Here is a 15,399-nt window from a genome sequence, read left to right on the forward strand (position 1 = left end):
ATCGACCGACTGCCCCGTGCAGCCGGTCGGACACCTGGTCGCCTCACCCGGCGTACGGCATCAGCCACACCGTCGCCAGCGGAGGCAGCGTGATCCGGATGCTCCCGTCCTCCGGCTTGACCGGGTCCGCGTTGGCCACGCCGCTGCCGCCGTACTCCTCGGCGTCGGTGTTGAGCACCTCCTGCCAGGCCACCGCCTCGTCGCCGACGGCGAGCCCGTAGTCGTGCCGGACGACGGGGGAGAAGTTCGACACCGCCAGCAGCGGGGTGCCGTCCGCGGAGTACCGCAGGAACGCGAAGACGTTGTCCTCGGCCGCGTCCACCGCGACCCACCGGAAACCGGCCGGGTCGGTGTCGCGCTGCCACAGCGCGGGAGTGCGCGCGTAGCGGGTGTTGAGCTCGCGGACCAGGTCCCGCACCCCGCGGTGGTCGCCCGCCGAGTGGTACCCCTCGTCCAGGAGCCACCACTCGGGCCCCTGCTTCTCCGACCACTCGGCGCCCTGCGCGAACTCCTGCCCCATGAACAGCAGCTGCTTGCCCGGGTGCGCCCACATGAAGCCCAGGTACGCACGCACGTTCGCGCGCCGCTGCCACCAGTCGCCGGGCATCTTCGACACCAGTGCCTGCTTGCCGTGCACCACCTCGTCGTGCGAGATGGGCAGCACGTAGTTCTCGCTGTAGGCGTACACCATCGAGAACGTCATCTCGTGGTGGTGGTACTTGCGGTGCACCGGCTCGTGGGCGGCGTACTCCAGCGAGTCGTGCATCCACCCCATGTTCCACTTCAGGCCGAAGCCCAGCCCGCCCGTGTCGGTCGGCCGGGTCACCCCGCCCCACGCGGTGGACTCCTCCGCGATGGTCACCACGCCGGGGCAGCGCCGGTACACCGTCGCGTTCATCTCCTGGAGGAACGCCATCGCCGCCAGGTCCTCCCGGCCGCCGTACTGGTTGGGCTCCCACTGGCCGGAGTCGCGCGAGTAGTCCAGGTAGAGCATCGAGGCGACGGCGTCCACGCGCAGCCCGTCGATGTGGAACTCCTCGCACCAGTACACGGCGTTCGCCACGAGGAAGTTGCGCACCTCGGTCCGCGCGAAGTCGAAGGTGTACGTCCCCCAGTCCGGGTGGGTCGCGCGCCGGTCGTCCCCGGGCTCGTACAGCGGGTCCCCGTCGAAGCGGGCCAGCGCCCAGTCGTCCTTCGGGAAGTGTGCCGGCACCCAGTCCATGATCACGCCGAGTCCGGCCCGATGCAGCGCGTCCACCAGGTACCGGAAGTCGTCGGGGGTGCCCAGGCGCGCGGTCGGGGCGTAGAAGCCGGTGACCTGGTAGCCCCAGGACGGGCCGTAGGGGTGCTCGGCGACCGGCATCAGCTCGACGTGCGTGAAGCCCAGGTCCTTCACGTACGCGGGCAGCTCCTCGGCCAGCTCGCGGTAGGTCAGCCCCGGCCGCCAGGACGGCAGGTGCACCTCGTACACGGAGAACGGCGCCTCGTGCACCGGCGTCTCGGAGCGGGTCCGCATCCACTCGGCGTCGCCCCACTCGTAGCGCGAGGCGGTCACCACGGACGCGGTGTTCGGCGGCTCCTCGGCGGCGCGGGCCATCGGGTCGGCCTTGAGGAACCGGTGCCCGTAGCGGGAGTGGATCTCGAACTTGTACCGGGTGCCCTCGCCGACGCCCGGCAGGAACAGCTCCCACACCCCGGACGAACCCAGCGAGCGCATCGGGAACGCGGTGCCGTCCCAGTGCGTGAAGTCGGTGGCGACCCGCACGCCCTGCGCGTTCGGTGCCCACACCGTGAACCGGGTGCCGGTGACCCCCTCGTGCGTCATCGGCTCCGCGCCCAGCGCCCGCCACAGCTGCTCGTGCCGGCCCTCACCGATCAGGTGCAGGTCCAGCTCGCCGAGGGCGGGCAGGAAGCGGTAGGGGTCGTGCGTCTCCCGCGGCTCGCCGTCCTCGTACGCGACCACCAGCGTGTACGCCGGGACGGCGGCCAGCGGCAGGACGGCGGAGAACAGGCCGTCGCCCTCCGACACGAGGGCGTGGCGCTCGCCGTCCACGACCACGCCCACCTCGCGGGCGAAGGGGCGCAGCGCCCGGAAGGCGATGCCGCCGGGCACCGGGTGGGCGCCGAGCAGGGCGTGCGGGTCGTGGTGGGCGCCCGCCAGCAGGCGTCCGCGGTCGGTGGGGTCCAGGGGCGGCGCGGTCGCGCTCGCACCGGGTGCGTGCGGGGCCGGGGCGGAGGGCTCGGGGATCGAGGTGTCGCGGAGGGCCACGGGTCAGTCTCCTCTCACGGCGAGTCGTTCGATCGCCGCCATGGGTACGGGAAGCCAGTCGGGGCGGTGCCGGGCCTCGTACAGCACCTCGTACACGGCGCGGTCCGTCTCGTAGGCGCGCAGCAGGCCGTGCTTCTTGCGGGGGTCCCATCCGGCGCGGGCGGCGTAGCCCGCGCAGAACGCCTCCCGGCAGCGGCGCGCCCACTCCGGGCGCCACGGGCGACGCTGCCGGGCGGCGTAGTCGAAGGAACGCAGCATGCCCGCGATGTCGCGGACGGGGGAGTGGGCGCTGCGCCGTTCGGCGAGCGGACGGGAGGGTTCGCCCTCGAAGTCGATGACGAACCAGTCCCGGCCGGCCCGCAGCACCTGCCCCAGGTGAAGGTCGCCGTGGATGCGCTGGGCGGGCGGACCCGAGTCGCAGGTGGACAGCGCCGCGAAGGCCGCCCGCAGCCCCGGGACGAAGGGCTGCAGCGCGGGCACGCAGTGCGCGGCCGCGGTGAGGCGCTCGGTCATCGCCGCCGCCGTGCGGCCGTTCTCGCCGGGGGCGCCGACCGGGAAGGCGGAGGCGAGCGCCAGGTGGACGTCGCCCATCGCCCGCCCCAGCTCGTGGGCCTGCACGGTGAACTCGTCCCCGGCGGCGAGCGCGTTCAGGGCCAGGGTCCAGCCGTCGGAGGCACCCGGCAGGAACGGCTGCAGCACGCCCAGCGTCGCCCCGTACGGATGGGTCGTGCGCATCCACGCCACCGGCGCGGGGACCCGGCCGCAGCCCTGCCGGGCCAGCGCGTCCGGCACCTCCAGGTCGGGGTTGACGCCGGGCTGGACGCGCCGGAAGAGCTTCAGGATGAACTCGTCGCCGTAGATCAGCGAGGAGTTGGACTGCTCGGCGTCCAGCAGCCGCGGCGCCAGCCCGCCGGGCACCGGGCGCGCGGGGTCCGCCTCGAAGCGCAGCGGGCCCGCCTTGCCGGGATGCCGGAGCCGTTCCAGGAGCAGTTGCGCGGTGCGCGGGTCGTGCAGCGCGTCGTAGACCGTCCGCCCGGCCAGCGGACCGTCCTGCACCTGCCCGATGACCGCCCGGCCCAGGCGCGGCGAAGGCTGCTCGCGCACGCCGAGCAGCAGCTGGTAGCAGTCCCCGGCCGGGGGAGTGCCGCCGGGAGAGGGCACGGAACCCTGCCCGGTGTGCACCAGGAGGTGCAGACAGCCGGGGAACAGCTCGGTCATCGACAGCAGACCCAGCTCGGCCACGGGCCGGTCCTTGCCCGCGAACCAGCGCTGGCGCGGCAGCCACTGGCGCAGCAACTCGCCGAGCGACGCCATCGGCTCGGCGAGCTGCCCACGTCTGGGGCGCAGGGGTGCGGTCTTCGGCATGGTGACGCGTCCTTTCCTCGGCCCACGCTCAAGCGCGGCGGCCGATGCGGGATGCGACTCGGGTGAGCCGGAACCAGTAGAAGCCGTGGCCCCCGAGGGTCAGCAGGTACGGCAGTTCACCGATGGCGGGGAAGCGGACCCCGCCGAACAGCTCGACCGGATGGCGTCCGGCGAACTCGCGCAGGTCGAGCTCGGTGGGCTGGGCGAACCGCGCGAAGTTGTTCACGCACAGCACCAGGTCGTCCTCGTACTCGCGCAGGAAGGCCAGCACCGCCGGGTTGGAGGAGGGCAGCTCGGTGTAGGTGCCGAGGCCGAAGGCGGGGTTCTGCTTGCGGATCTCGATCATGCGCCTGGTCCAGTGCAGCAGGGACGAGGGCGAGGCCATGGACGCCTCGACGTTGGTCACCTGGTAGCCGTAGACCGGGTCCATGATCGTGGGCAGGTAGAGGCGGCCCGGGTCGCAGGTCGAGAAGCCGGCGTTGCGGTCCGGGGTCCACTGCATGGGGGTGCGCACGGCGTCGCGGTCGCCGAGCCAGATGTTGTCGCCCATGCCGATCTCGTCGCCGTAGTAGAGGATCGGCGATCCCGGGAGGGCGAGGAGCAGGGCGGTGAACAGCTCGATCTGGTCGCGGTCGTTGTCCAGCAGGGTGGCGAGCCGGCGGCGGATGCCGATGTTGGCGCGCATGCGCGGGTCCTTGGCGTACTCCGCGTACATGTAGTCGCGCTCTTCGTCGGTGACCATTTCCAGGGTCAGCTCGTCGTGGTTGCGCAGGAAGATGCCCCACTGGCAGCCGGACGGGATGGCCGGGGTCTTGGCGAGGATTTCGGAGACCGGGTAGCGGGACTCCCTTCTGACCGCCATGAAGATGCGCGGCATGACCGGGAAGTGGAAGGCCATGTGGCACTCGTCGCCGCCGGTGGCGTAGTCGCCGAAGTAGTCGACGACGTCCTCCGGCCACTGGTTGGCCTCCGCCAGCAGCACGGTGTCCGGGTAGAGCGCGTCGATCTCCCGGCGGACCCGCTTGAGGAACGCGTGACTGGCGGGCAGGTTCTCGCAGTTGGTGCCCTCTTCGGCGTACAGATAGGGCACGGCGTCGAGACGGTAGCCGTCCACCCCCAGGTCCAGCCAGAACTTCAGGGCGGCCAGCATCTCCTCCTGGACGGCCGGGTTCTCGTAGTTGAGGTCCGGCTGGTGGGAGAAGAAGCGGTGCCAGTAGTACTGGCCGCGTACCGGGTCGTAGGTCCAGTTGGAGGCCTCGGTGTCGACGAAGATGATCCGGGCGTCGGCGTACCGGGTGTCGTCGTCGGCCCAGACGTAGTAGTCGCCGTAGGGGCCGTCGGGGTTCTTGCGGGACTCCTGGAACCACGGGTGCTGGTCGCTGGTGTGGTTCATGACGAAGTCGATGATCACGCGCATGCCGCGCTGGTGCGCCGCGTCCACGAACTCCACGAAGTCGGCGAGGTCGCCGAACTCCGGCAGGACGGCCGTGTAGTCGGAGACGTCGTAGCCGCCGTCGCGCAGCGGCGACTTGAAGAAGGGCGGGAGCCACAGGCAGTCCACGCCCAGCCATTGCAGGTAGTCCAGTTTGGCGGTCAGGCCCTTGAGATCGCCGACGCCGTCGCCGTTGCTGTCGTGGAAGGAGCGGACGAGGACCTCGTAGAAGACGGCTCTTTTGAACCAGTCCGGGTGCCGTTCCCCCGCGGGGGTGTCCTCGAAGGTGTCCGGCACGGGCTCGTTGACGGTCATGAGGCTCCTGCCCCTCCGTTCTGCGGCGCGCCGGCGGACGGCCGCCGGACGTGGAAGACGTGGGCGGGAGCCCGGCCGGGCTCGAGGCGCACGTAGTTCGTCCGGCCCCAGTGGTAGGTCCGTCCCGTGAGTTCGTCGTGGACCGGCACGGACTCGTGCCAGTCCAGGCCGAGCTGCGGCATGTCGAGCGAGATCGTGGCCTCCTGGGTGCGATGCGGATCGAGGTTGGCGACCACCAGGACGACGTCGGACCCGACGCGCTTGCTGTACGCGATGAGCGCGTCGTTGTCGGTGTGGTGGAAGCGGAGGTTTCGCAGCCGGTGCAGCGCGGGGTGGGCGCGCCGGATGGTGTTGAGGCGGGTGATGAGGGGGGCGATGGTGGTGCCCTCGCGTTCGGCGCGGGCCCAGTCGCGGGGTTTGAGCTGGTACTTCTCGCTGTCGAGGTATTCCTCGCTGCCGTCGCGCAGGGGGGTGTTCTCGCACAGTTCGTAGCCGCTGTAGATGCCCCAGGTGGGGGAGAGGGTGGCGGCGAGGACGGCGCGGGTCTCGAAGGCGGGGCGTCCTCCGTGCTGGAGGTAGGCGTGGAGGATGTCGGGGGTGTTGGCGAAGAGGTTGGGCCGCATGTAGGAGGCGGCGTCCCCCGACAGTTCGGTGAGGTACTCCGTCAGTTCGCGTTTGGTGTTGCGCCAGGTGAAGTAGGTGTAGGACTGCTGGAAGCCGATCTGGGCGAGGGTGTGCATCATCGCGGGGCGGGTGAAGGCCTCGGCCAGGAAGACGACGTCGGGGTCGGCGCGGTTGATGTCGGCGATGACGCGTTCCCAGAAGGCGACGGGTTTGGTGTGGGGGTTGTCGACGCGGAAGATCCGCACCCCGTGGTCCATCCAGTGCCGCAGGATCCGCACCGTTTCGGTGTGGAGGCCGTCGGGGTCGGTGTCGAAGGCGAGGGGGTAGATGTCCTGGTACTTCTTGGGCGGGTTCTCGGCGTACGCGATCGAACCGTCGGGGCGGTGGTGGAACCACTCGGGGTGTTTGTGGACCCAGGGGTGGTCGGGGAGCACTGGAGGGCGAAGTCCAGGGCGATCTCCAGGCCGTGGCGGCCGGCCTCACGCACGAAGTGGTCGAAGTCGTCGAGGGTGCCCAGGGCGGGGTGGATGCTGTCGTGGCCGCCTTCGGGGGAGCCGATGGCCCAGGGGACGCCGACGTCGTCGCGGGTGGCGGACAGGGTGTTGTTGCGGCCCTTGCGGTGGGTGGTGCCGATGGGGTGGATCGGGGGGAGGTAGACGACGTCGAAGCCCATCGCGGCGATCGCCGGGAGGCGTCGGGCGGCGGTGCGGAAGGTGCCGTGGGGGGTGTCGGGGGTGCCCTCGGAGCGGGGGAAGAACTCGTACCAGGCGCCGTAGAGGGCGCGTTCCCGCTCGACCAGCAGGGGCAGGGGCTCGGAGGAGGTGACCAGGTCCCGCAGCGGATGCCGGGCCAGGACCGCGTCCACCTCCGGCGTCAACGCCGCCGCCAGCCGGGTGGCCACCGGTAGCTCCTCGTCCAGCAGGGTCTGGGCGGCCTCCAGCACCACCGCCCGCCCGGAGTCCGCCGGCACGCCCGCGGCGGCCCGCCGGAAGAGCTCGGCCCCCTCTTCGAGCACGAGCCCGGTGTCGATGCCGGCCGGGACCTTGATCCGCGCGGTGTGCCGCCAGGTCGCGACCGGGTCGCTCCACGCCTCCACCCGGTAGGTCCAGTCGCCCGGTGCCCCCGGAGTGACCTCCGCACCCCAGCGGTCGCTGCCCGGGGCCAGCTCCCGCATCGGCGTCCAGGGACCCGGCCGGCCCTCGGGATCCTTCAGGACGACGTTGGCGGCCACCGCGTCGTGCCCCTCCCGGAACACGGTCGCGGTGACCTCGAACGTCTCCCCCGTCACCGCCTTCGCCGGGCGCCTGCCGTTGTCCACCACCGGATGGACGTCCCGCACCGGGATACGTCCGATCCCCACGGTCGCACTCATCCGCGTCTCACCTCCGCCGTGCTCGGGGCCGGGCGCGGGCCCGGCCGATTGGGTTGGGCCGATCGGGTGGGGCCGATCGGGTCAGGCCGCGCCGGACGGGGTCTTGTGCCCCGACGGGGCGAACCGCTCCGGTTGCTCCTGCGCATGGGTGACGAGGTTCGACCGCAGATACCTTTCGGCGGCGTCCGCGGCCTCGCGTGCGCACCGCTTCCCCATCAGCACGCAGAGGGTGTATCCGGAGTCCTCGAAGGTGGTCCGGACGGTGACGTCCGTGGGGGACGCCAGCATCGAGCGTTCCCAGGCGCGGTAATGCCGCAGCTGCCGGGCGACTTCGCTCTTCGCGGGGAGCAGCATGGCCGGTCACCTTCCGGACGGTCCGGTGGTACGGACGATCGAGTTCTTCACACATGGTGCATGGACGGTGACACCCCGTCTTGTTGGATCTTCAACTGCTTGCCGGGGGCCCGCTCCGGCCCCGAACCCGGCCCCGATCCCCGCCCCGAGCTGCTCGTGTTGCACGAATGGACTACCGCTCCCACTCTGGAGTGACTCAGAAGCGATCAGCGCTCACGCTTCGTGATCGGGGAGCCCGTCCCCCAAGGGACGCGGAGGAGCGAGAGCCCTCGCGGTGAGGAGCCACGACGATGAAGACCGCAGTGCCCTGCTACTACCACCTCGACGTGGAAGTGAGCCCGGAACGGGTCGGACAGGTCAGGCGCATCCTGGCCGCTCACCTCCGGTTCTGGGACCTGGAGAACCTCGTCGAACCCGTCTGCTCGGGCGCCGAGATGCTGCTGCTGGCGATCGACGAGCACGCGAGCGACAAGAACACGTCGATCGAGATGTGGTGGAACCGCCAGCACCTCATCACGGCCGTAGGGGGCAACGACCAGGCGCTCCGTCCCGACCAGGACCTGCGCACCTGTCTGCAGCACCTCGCCGCCAACAGCGACGGCTGGGGCTGCTGCGCCACCGACACCGGTTCGAAGGTCATCTGGTTCTCGCGCCGCGCCCGCGCCGGCGAGCGCGTCCCGCTGGTCGCGACGGATCCCGAGCCGATCACCCAGGAGGGGCTGGAAGTGCCGCGCGAGATCATGCCGGTGGCCCGGGCGGCCGGCTGGGCACGTACGGGCGAGGGCGTGCTGGAGGAGGCCCGGTGACCCGCGCCAGGCCGAACTGGAAGGGGGCGCCCGTGTGGAGCGGGCTCCCCTACCCCCTGGGGGCCTCGTACGACGGACAGGGCACCAACTTCGCCCTGTTCAGCGAGGTCGCCGAGCGGGTCGACCTCGTGCTCGTCGACGACGACGGCAACCACAGCACCGTCCCGCTGCCCGACGTGGACGGCTTCGTCTGGCACTGCTACCTGCCGGGCGTCGGCCCGGGACAGCGCTACGGCTACCGGGTCCACGGCCCGTGGGCCCCGGCCGTCGGTCACCGCTGCAACCCGGCGAAGCTGCTCCTCGACCCGTACACCCGGGCCGTGGACGGGCTGGTGGACAACCACGCCTCCCTCTTCGAGCGGGCCCGGGGCAAGGCCGACCCGGGCGACAGCGCCGGGCACACCATGCTCGGCGTGGTCACCGACCCCTTCTTCGACTGGGGCGACGACCGCCCGCCCAGGCGCCCCTACTCGGAGAGCGTCATCTACGAGGCCCACGTCCGCGGACTCAGCCGCACCCACCCCGGCGTCCCCGAGGAACTGCGCGGCACCTACGCCGGCCTCGCGCACCCGGCGGTCGTCGAGCACCTGACGTCCCTCGGCGTGACGGCCGTGGAGCTGATGCCGGTGCACCAGTTCGTCCACGACGGGGTGCTCCAGGACCGCGGCCTGGCCAACTACTGGGGCTACAACACCATCGGCTTCTTCGCGCCCCACAACGGCTACGCCGCCCTCGGCACCCGCGGCCAGCAGGTCAGCGAGTTCAAGTCGATGGTCAAGACCCTGCACGAGGCCGGCCTCGAAGTGATCCTCGACGTCGTCTACAACCACACCGCCGAGGGCAACGAGAAGGGTCCCACCCTTTCCTTCCGCGGCATCGACAACGCCTCGTACTACCGCCTGGTGGACGGCGACTGGCAGCACTACTACGACACCACCGGCACCGGCAACAGCCTGCTGATGCGCCACCCGTACGTGCTCCAGCTCATCATGGACTCGCTGCGGTACTGGGTCACCGAGATGCACGTCGACGGCTTCCGCTTCGACCTCGCGGCCACCCTGGCCCGGCAGTTCCACGAGGTGGACCGGCTGTCCGCGTTCTTCGACCTCATCCAGCAGGACCCGGTGATCAGCCGCGTCAAGCTGATCGCCGAGCCCTGGGACGTGGGCGAGGGCGGCTACCAGGTGGGCAACTTCCCGCAGCTGTGGTCCGAGTGGAACGGCAAGTACCGCGACGCCGTACGGGACTTCTGGCGCGCCGAGGAGCACACGCTCGGCGAGTTCGCCTCCCGGCTGACCGGCTCCTCCGACCTCTACCAGCACAGCCGTCGCCGCCCCCGCGCCAGCGTCAACTTCGTCACCGCGCACGACGGGTTCACCCTGCGCGACCTCGTCTCGTACAACGACAAGCACAACGAGGCCAACGGCGAGGACAACCGGGACGGCGAGAGCCACAACAGGTCCTGGAACTGCGGCGCGGAGGGCGAGACCAAGGACCCGGCCGTGCGGGAGCTGCGCGGCCGGCAGCAGCGCAACTTCCTGGCCACGCTGCTGCTCTCCCAGGGCATCCCGATGATCTGCCACGGCGACGAACTGGGCCGCACCCAGCGCGGCAACAACAACGCCTACTGCCAGGACAACGAGATCTCCTGGATCGACTGGCGGCTCGACGACGAACAGCGCGCCCTGCTGGACTTCGCCCGGCGGCTGATCGCCCTGCGCGCCGACCACCCGGTGCTGCGCCGGCGCCGCTTCTTCCGCGGGGAGACCCTCACCCACGCGGACCAGCCGCTGCCCGACCTGGTGTGGCTGCTGCCCGACGCGCGGGAAATGGCCGACGACGACTGGCGGCGCTCCGACGCGCACACCGTCGGCGTGTTCCTCAACGGCGACGCCATCGCCGAACCCGACCCACGGGGTCGGGCCGTCGTCGACGACTCCTTCCTGCTGCTGCTCAACAGCCACTGGGAGCCGGCCGACTTCCGGCTGCCCGACGTCACCTACGGCGAACGCTGGACGACCCTGGTCGACACCGCCGACCCGGAGGGCGTCCCCGACGAGGCCGAGCACAAGGCGGGCACCAGGCTGACCGTCGAGCAGCGCAGCCTGGTGCTGCTCTCCCGGCCGTCCCGCACCGGCCGGTGAGCCGGTGAGGTCAGCTGCCGAGGCGGCGCGCGGTCACCGTGAACTGCGCGCCGTCGGCGTCGCGGAGTACCGCCTCGTCCGCGTCCAGGGAGAGCACGCTGCCGCCGTGCAGCTCCGCGGCGCGGGCGCACGCCGCGACGTCCTCGACCGCGAAGTGCACCTGCCAGTGCGGCCGCACGGCCGGGTCCGGGGCCGCTCCCAGCGCCCCCGACTCGATGCGGGCCACGACCTGGCCCTCGTGGCGCAGGACCACCTCGTCGCCCTCGTACCGGACCTCGCAGCAGCCCTGCCCCGACGCCCACTCGAAGATCTCGCCGTAGAAGATCGCGGCGTCGAAGGCGTCACGGGTGTGCAGCCGGATGAAGGCGGGACGCTTGGTGCGCCAGGCGTCCCAGTCCGAGAACAGCTCGCCCTCCCAGACCCCGAACGTCGCGCCGTCCCGGTCGGCGAGCAGGGCCGCCCGCCCCGGGGGCAGGGAGATCGGCCCGACCGCCGCCGTGCCGCCGCGCTCCTGCGCCCGCGACGCGGCCTCGTCGGCACTGCGGACGGCGAAGTACGGCGTCCAGGCCACCGCCATCTGCCACATCGCGGCGACGGCCGCGATGCCGGCCACCGGCACCCCGTCGGCCAGGGCGATCCGGAAGGGCTCGCCCAGCCGGACGGGCCGCCACTGCCAGCCCAGCACGGCGGAGTAGAACTCCTCGGTGGCCTTCACATCACGGCTGGTGAGACTCACCCAGCAGGGGGCGCCGTACACGGAGTGCGTGGACAGCAGGCCCTCTTTGCGGGTGGAGGAGGTCGTGTCGTGGTTCATGGCAGTCGCGTCCTGGTCTCGTCCACCGGCAGCCACCGGCTCGACACCAGTGTCCGGCCGGGAGTGCGGCGGGCGCCTGGCGAGTACCCCGGACGGGGTACCGAAACGGAGGCCCCGTGACGACCGTGCGCCCCACCGGCACGCGCCCGGGCCCCCGCCCGGACCCGGATGCCGACTCGGACCAGATCTTCCGGCTGCAGGAGCAGGTCCGGCAGCTCAAGGAGGCGGTCGTCTCGCACGCCGTCGTCGACCAGGCGATCGGTGTGATCATCGTCCTCGGCGGGGTGACGCCGGACGAGGGGTGGATCGTCCTGAAGGAAGTTTCCCAGCATACGAACATCAAACTCCGCAATGTGGCGGAAACGATACTCATCTGGGGGCGCACCGGAGTGATGCCGCCGGAAATCCTGGCCGCCCTGGAAGACCGCCTGGGGCGGCCCGTGTGCGGCGGGCGCCCGCTCAGCGGGCCTCCTGCAGGATCTCCTCCCGTATCCGGTCGAAACAGCCGGTGAGCAGCCGGGAGACGTGCATCTGGGAGATGCCCAGCTGCTGGGCGATGCGGCTCTGCGTCATCCCCCCGAAGAACCGCAGGTAGAGGATGGTGCGCTCGCGCTCGGGCAGCGCCTCCAGACAGGGCCGCACCGCCACCCGGTCCACGACCGCGTCGAAGGCGGGATCGGGGCCGCCCAGCGCGTCGCCGAGGGCGTACCCGTCGGTGCCGGGCATCTCCGCCTCCAGCGACAGCGCGGAGAAGCACTCCAGGGCCTCCATGCCGGTCCGCACCTCGACCGTGGTCAGCTGCGCGTGCTCGGCGATCTCCTCGACGGTCGGGGCACGGCCCGGTGTGGTCTGCGCCAGCTCCTTCGCCGACTTGCGGACCCGGTTGCGCAGGTCCTGGATCCGGCGCGGCACGTGCAGCGTCCACATGTGGTCGCGGAAGTGCCGTTTGATCTCGCCGGTCACGGTCGGCACCGCGTACGCCTCGAAGGCGTGGCCGCGCTCCGGGTCGTAGTGGTCGACGGCCTTGACCAGGCCCAGGGCCGCCACCTGATAGAGATCCTCCAGGTTCTCGCCGCGGCCCCGGAAGCGGACGGCGATCCGCTCCGCCATGGGCAGCCAGACCCGGATGAGTTCGTCCCGCAACGCCTTGCGCTCCGGTCCCTCGGGCAGCCCGGCGAGCCGGTCGAACGCCGCGGCCGTGTCGGGGGCGTCGTCGTGCGGGTGGGGCTGGGTTCTGCCGGCGACACGCATCACGCGCACCTCCCTCAGCAGGGGAGCTGGCAAGTCCTCGTATATATGGATACTGAGCGCGAATGCCCCGAACGGCCACTCGAACGGCTGCATACCGGTGACCGGGCGGCCGCCCGGTCGCGGGACGTGATGTGCGGCACGCTCCGGGTGATCGCCCGGAGGGGTGCCGGCGGATCGTCCCTGCGCAACGCTTGATCATCGATCAAAAGGGGCGAAGGTGCTGGCCACAGCGCATTCCGCTCATTTGACAGTGCGATCGGCGCACAGATAGGAAGCAGCGTCGAGAGGTCGAGAGGGGCACCGTGTACGAGCCGAACGTGGTCGGGGACTGGCAGGAGTACGACGAGCACGCCGGCCTGCGGGTCCGTGTGCACCGTCTTGAGCCGGCCGAGCCGCCGCGTGGGCGTGACGACGCCGCCGAGGGGCTGACCTACTTCCGGGTCCGGGTGACCGTCGAGAACCGGGGCGCGCGCCCTCTCGGCATCCACCTGGAGGACGGCCAGATCGACGTGCGGATCGGCCCCGACGGGGAGAGCGCCTTCCTCGACTGGCGCAACTCCCAGTTCGTCGAGGGCTTCGACGTCTACCCGCTGCGCCGGGCCACCGCCGTGCTCTACGGAGCCGGTCCGGAGGCGAGCCTGAGCCAGGTGGACGTCCAGGTGCAGCTGAGGGTGGACGAGGAGTGGGCCGACCGGCGGCTGTGGAGCGGCGCCCTCGGGCTGCCCGACGGGGCCGGCGCCGTCCCCTGCGGCACGGTGCGGGACGACGGTGTGGCGCACCAGGTGAGCGCCTTCCTGCGGGGCCAGTCGGAGGAGGGCTCCGCCTCCTGATCCGCCGGGCGACCGCGCGGGAGCCCGGCGCTCAGTGCGCGATGCCGTCGATGATCTCCCGGGCGCCCTGCCGCAGCAGCGCCACGGCGACCGAGGTGCCGAGGGTCGCCGGGTCCAGGCGGCCCGCCCATTCGTGGGCGTTCAGCCGGACCTTGCCGTCCGGGGTGAAGACACAGGCCCGCAGCGAGAGTTCACCGCTCCGGTCCACGTGCGCGTGCCCGGCGATCGGGCTGTTGCAGTGCCCCTGCAGGACGTGCAGGAACATGCGCTCCGCCGTCGCCTCCCGGTGCGTCGCGGGGTGCCCGAGGCCGCTCACCGCGTCGATCAGGGCGCTGTCGCCCTCGCGGCACTGCAGGGCCAGGATGCCCGCGCCGATCGGCGGCGTCATCGCCTCGGTGGAGAGGACCTCGCTGATCACGTCGGCCCGGCCGATGCGCTCCAGGCCGGAGACCGCGAGCAGCAGTGCGTCCGCCTCGCCCGCGGCGAGCTTCGCCAGCCGCCGGTTGGCGTTGCCGCGGAACGGTACGCACCGCAGATGCGGGTGGGTGGCGGCCAGTTGGGCGACCCGGCGCACCGAGGACGTGCCGACGCGCGTCCCCTCCGGCAGTTCGTCCAGGGTGAGCCCGTCCGGGTGGACCAGCGCGTCCCGCACGTCGTCCCGCTTCAGGAACGCGGCGAACACCGTGCCGGCGGGCAGCGGCCGGTCGGCGGGCACGTCCTTGACGCAGTGCACCGCGAGATCGGCCTCGCCCGACAGCAGCGCGGCGTCGACCTCCTTGGTGAACGCTCCCTTGCCCTCCACCAGCGACAGGTCACCGAGCCACTTGTCGCCGGTCGTCTTCACGGGTACCACCTCGGTGCGCACGCCGGGGTGGAGGGCCGCCAACTCGGCCCGGACGCGCTCGACCTGAGCCAGCGCCATGGGGGAGTCGCGGGAGACGATGCGGATCAGTTCGGGGGCGGACATGCGGACACGATAGTGCGCGAGGAGGCGTCCACGGGCCGAGCTCCGCCCGAACGGCCCGTTTTCGCCCTCCGTCTCACGCGTACGGGTCGAAGGCGATGCCCGCGGGCTTGGCGGCGGCCAGGTGGGAGGCGAAGCCGGCGTCCTTCAGGCCGAAGTTGGCGCTGCCGAAGTCGTAGGCGCTGAGCTTGTCGCGCAGGCCCGCCGGGTAGCCGTTCCAGCCCACCAGGGTCGGGTACTGCCACGCGCCCTTGTGGTTCTCCGGCGGTTCGTCGCCCGAGGTCGCCAGGCGGAAGCAGTGGGTGCCGATGCCGTCCTTGTGGTAGACGATCTTCGGGTGGGTGCCCTCGAAACGGACGGCCGACCGCTCGTGCACACTGAACGAGCCGTGGTTGGACGTAGACACGTACCGCACCGTGTCGTTGTTCACCCACACCACCACATGCTCCCAGTCGTGCCGGTGGCCGCCGAGGCTGCTGCCGGGCAGCGCCTGGTCCTTCTCGAAGTAGAGCCCGTACATGTAGGCACACCAGTCGCCGTCGCACTTGGCACGCGAGTAGCCGTTGGTGTTGTCGAGGTCGGAGGCGTCGCGGCAGTTGCCGTTGAGGGCGCCGGTCGGTTTGAGTCCGCCGTTGACCGCTCCGTCGGCGCCGATCGCCGGGGTCGGATAGCAGCCGTCGGTGTCGTAGTCGTAGGCGGGCTGGTACGTCCGTTCCAGGGTGTCGGCGTTGCCGGGCAGCCCCGGCGGCGGGGCCGCGAACGCGGTGGCGGGGAAGGCGAGGACGAGAGCCAGGGCACCGAGCGGTGCGGTGAGCCATCTTTGGCGGGACGTTGCGGCGGTACGCGAGCGCATCGCGTC

The 15,399-nt window shown here is 71.5% G+C and carries 12 protein-coding genes and 1 pseudogene; 4 read left to right on the forward strand and 9 right to left on the reverse strand.

What is annotated here, in order from left to right; translation table 11 throughout:
- Positions 1 to 43: 43 nt before the first annotated feature.
- From glgB to D1J63_RS33865, 5 genes and pseudogenes are all read right to left on the reverse strand, one after another.
- Positions 44 to 2,269, reverse strand: coding sequence for a 1,4-alpha-glucan branching enzyme (gene glgB / locus D1J63_RS33845; protein WP_125634211.1), 2,226 nt, complete (start codon positions 2,267 to 2,269; stop codon positions 44 to 46).
- Between the two features lie 3 nt (positions 2,270 to 2,272).
- Positions 2,273 to 3,634, reverse strand: coding sequence for a maltokinase (locus D1J63_RS33850; protein ID WP_125634213.1), 1,362 nt, complete (start codon positions 3,632 to 3,634; stop codon positions 2,273 to 2,275).
- Positions 3,635 to 3,662: 28 nt separating this feature from the next.
- Positions 3,663 to 5,381 carry a maltose alpha-D-glucosyltransferase gene (gene treS, locus D1J63_RS33855; protein WP_125634215.1) on the reverse strand — a complete coding sequence of 573 codons (1,719 nt, stop codon included), beginning with the start codon at positions 5,379 to 5,381 and terminating at the stop codon, positions 3,663 to 3,665.
- Positions 5,378 to 7,377 (reverse strand): annotated as a pseudogene (locus D1J63_RS33860) (alpha-1,4-glucan--maltose-1-phosphate maltosyltransferase). The gene treS and the pseudogene D1J63_RS33860 overlap by 4 nt, the downstream one beginning before the upstream one ends.
- A gap of 81 nt (positions 7,378 to 7,458) precedes the next feature.
- Positions 7,459 to 7,731 carry a DUF5133 domain-containing protein gene (locus D1J63_RS33865; RefSeq protein ID WP_125634217.1) on the reverse strand — a complete coding sequence of 91 codons (273 nt, stop codon included), beginning with the start codon at positions 7,729 to 7,731 and terminating at the stop codon, positions 7,459 to 7,461.
- Positions 7,732 to 8,021: 290 nt separating this feature from the next.
- On the opposite strand from D1J63_RS33865, the gene D1J63_RS33870 reads away from it, so the two are divergent.
- Both D1J63_RS33870 and glgX read left to right on the forward strand, forming a co-directional pair.
- Positions 8,022 to 8,537, forward strand: a complete 516-nt coding sequence (locus D1J63_RS33870) for a pep a2 (RefSeq protein ID WP_102928505.1) — start codon at positions 8,022 to 8,024, stop codon at positions 8,535 to 8,537.
- Positions 8,534 to 10,681 carry a glycogen debranching protein GlgX gene (gene glgX / locus D1J63_RS33875; RefSeq protein ID WP_125634219.1) on the forward strand — a complete coding sequence of 716 codons (2,148 nt, stop codon included), beginning with the start codon at positions 8,534 to 8,536 and terminating at the stop codon, positions 10,679 to 10,681. The genes D1J63_RS33870 and glgX overlap by 4 nt, the downstream gene beginning before the upstream one ends.
- Positions 10,682 to 10,691: 10 nt before the next feature.
- Here glgX and D1J63_RS33880 read toward each other — a convergent pair whose 3' ends face one another.
- A complete protein-coding gene (locus D1J63_RS33880) occupies positions 10,692 to 11,495 on the reverse strand; it encodes a VOC family protein (protein ID WP_164713094.1) in 804 nt (267 codons plus the stop codon).
- A gap of 116 nt (positions 11,496 to 11,611) precedes the next feature.
- Here D1J63_RS33880 and D1J63_RS33885 point away from each other — a divergent pair, with 116 nt between their 5' ends.
- Positions 11,612 to 12,007 (forward strand): ANTAR domain-containing protein, encoded by a 396-nt coding sequence (locus tag D1J63_RS33885; protein WP_241235636.1) that lies wholly within the window; start codon positions 11,612 to 11,614, stop codon positions 12,005 to 12,007.
- Here the strand turns inward: D1J63_RS33885 and D1J63_RS33890 are convergent.
- Positions 11,955 to 12,746, reverse strand: a complete 792-nt coding sequence (locus tag D1J63_RS33890; protein WP_125636014.1) for a SigB/SigF/SigG family RNA polymerase sigma factor — start codon at positions 12,744 to 12,746, stop codon at positions 11,955 to 11,957. The genes D1J63_RS33885 and D1J63_RS33890 overlap by 53 nt on opposite strands.
- Positions 12,747 to 13,048: 302 nt before the next feature.
- On the opposite strand from D1J63_RS33890, the gene D1J63_RS33895 reads away from it, so the two are divergent.
- The gene (locus D1J63_RS33895; protein ID WP_125634223.1) at positions 13,049 to 13,576 is read left to right on the forward strand and encodes a hypothetical protein; all 528 of its coding nucleotides are present in this window, start codon (positions 13,049 to 13,051) and stop codon (positions 13,574 to 13,576) included.
- A gap of 31 nt (positions 13,577 to 13,607) precedes the next feature.
- On the opposite strand, the gene hemC is transcribed toward D1J63_RS33895, so the two are convergent.
- Together hemC and D1J63_RS33905 are read right to left on the reverse strand one after the other, a co-directional pair.
- Entirely contained in the window at positions 13,608 to 14,543 is a 936-nt protein-coding gene (gene hemC / locus D1J63_RS33900) for a hydroxymethylbilane synthase (protein WP_125634225.1), read from the reverse strand.
- Between the two features lie 73 nt (positions 14,544 to 14,616).
- Positions 14,617 to 15,393 carry an NPP1 family protein gene (locus D1J63_RS33905; protein WP_125634227.1) on the reverse strand — a complete coding sequence of 259 codons (777 nt, stop codon included), beginning with the start codon at positions 15,391 to 15,393 and terminating at the stop codon, positions 14,617 to 14,619.
- Positions 15,394 to 15,399: the final 6 nt, after the last annotated feature.

The organism is Streptomyces sp. KPB2, assembly GCF_003950055.1.
Taxonomy (GTDB): domain Bacteria; phylum Actinomycetota; class Actinomycetes; order Streptomycetales; family Streptomycetaceae; genus Streptomyces; species Streptomyces salinarius.

Coding starts and splice junctions, on each gene's coding strand:
- D1J63_RS33850 (WP_125634213.1), bottom strand. CDS start 3,634: ATGCCGAAGACCGCACCCCTGCGCCCCAGACGTGGGCAGCTCGCCGAG.
- D1J63_RS33905 (WP_125634227.1), bottom strand. CDS start 15,393: ATGCGCTCGCGTACCGCCGCAACGTCCCGCCAAAGATGGCTCACCGCA.
- D1J63_RS33890 (WP_125636014.1), bottom strand. CDS start 12,746: ATGCGTGTCGCCGGCAGAACCCAGCCCCACCCGCACGACGACGCCCCC.
- D1J63_RS33870 (WP_102928505.1), top strand. CDS start 8,022: ATGAAGACCGCAGTGCCCTGCTACTACCACCTCGACGTGGAAGTGAGC.
- hemC (WP_125634225.1), bottom strand. CDS start 14,543: ATGTCCGCCCCCGAACTGATCCGCATCGTCTCCCGCGACTCCCCCATG.
- D1J63_RS33865 (WP_125634217.1), bottom strand. CDS start 7,731: ATGCTGCTCCCCGCGAAGAGCGAAGTCGCCCGGCAGCTGCGGCATTAC.
- treS (WP_125634215.1), bottom strand. CDS start 5,381: ATGACCGTCAACGAGCCCGTGCCGGACACCTTCGAGGACACCCCCGCG.
- D1J63_RS33880 (WP_164713094.1), bottom strand. CDS start 11,495: ATGAACCACGACACGACCTCCTCCACCCGCAAAGAGGGCCTGCTGTCC.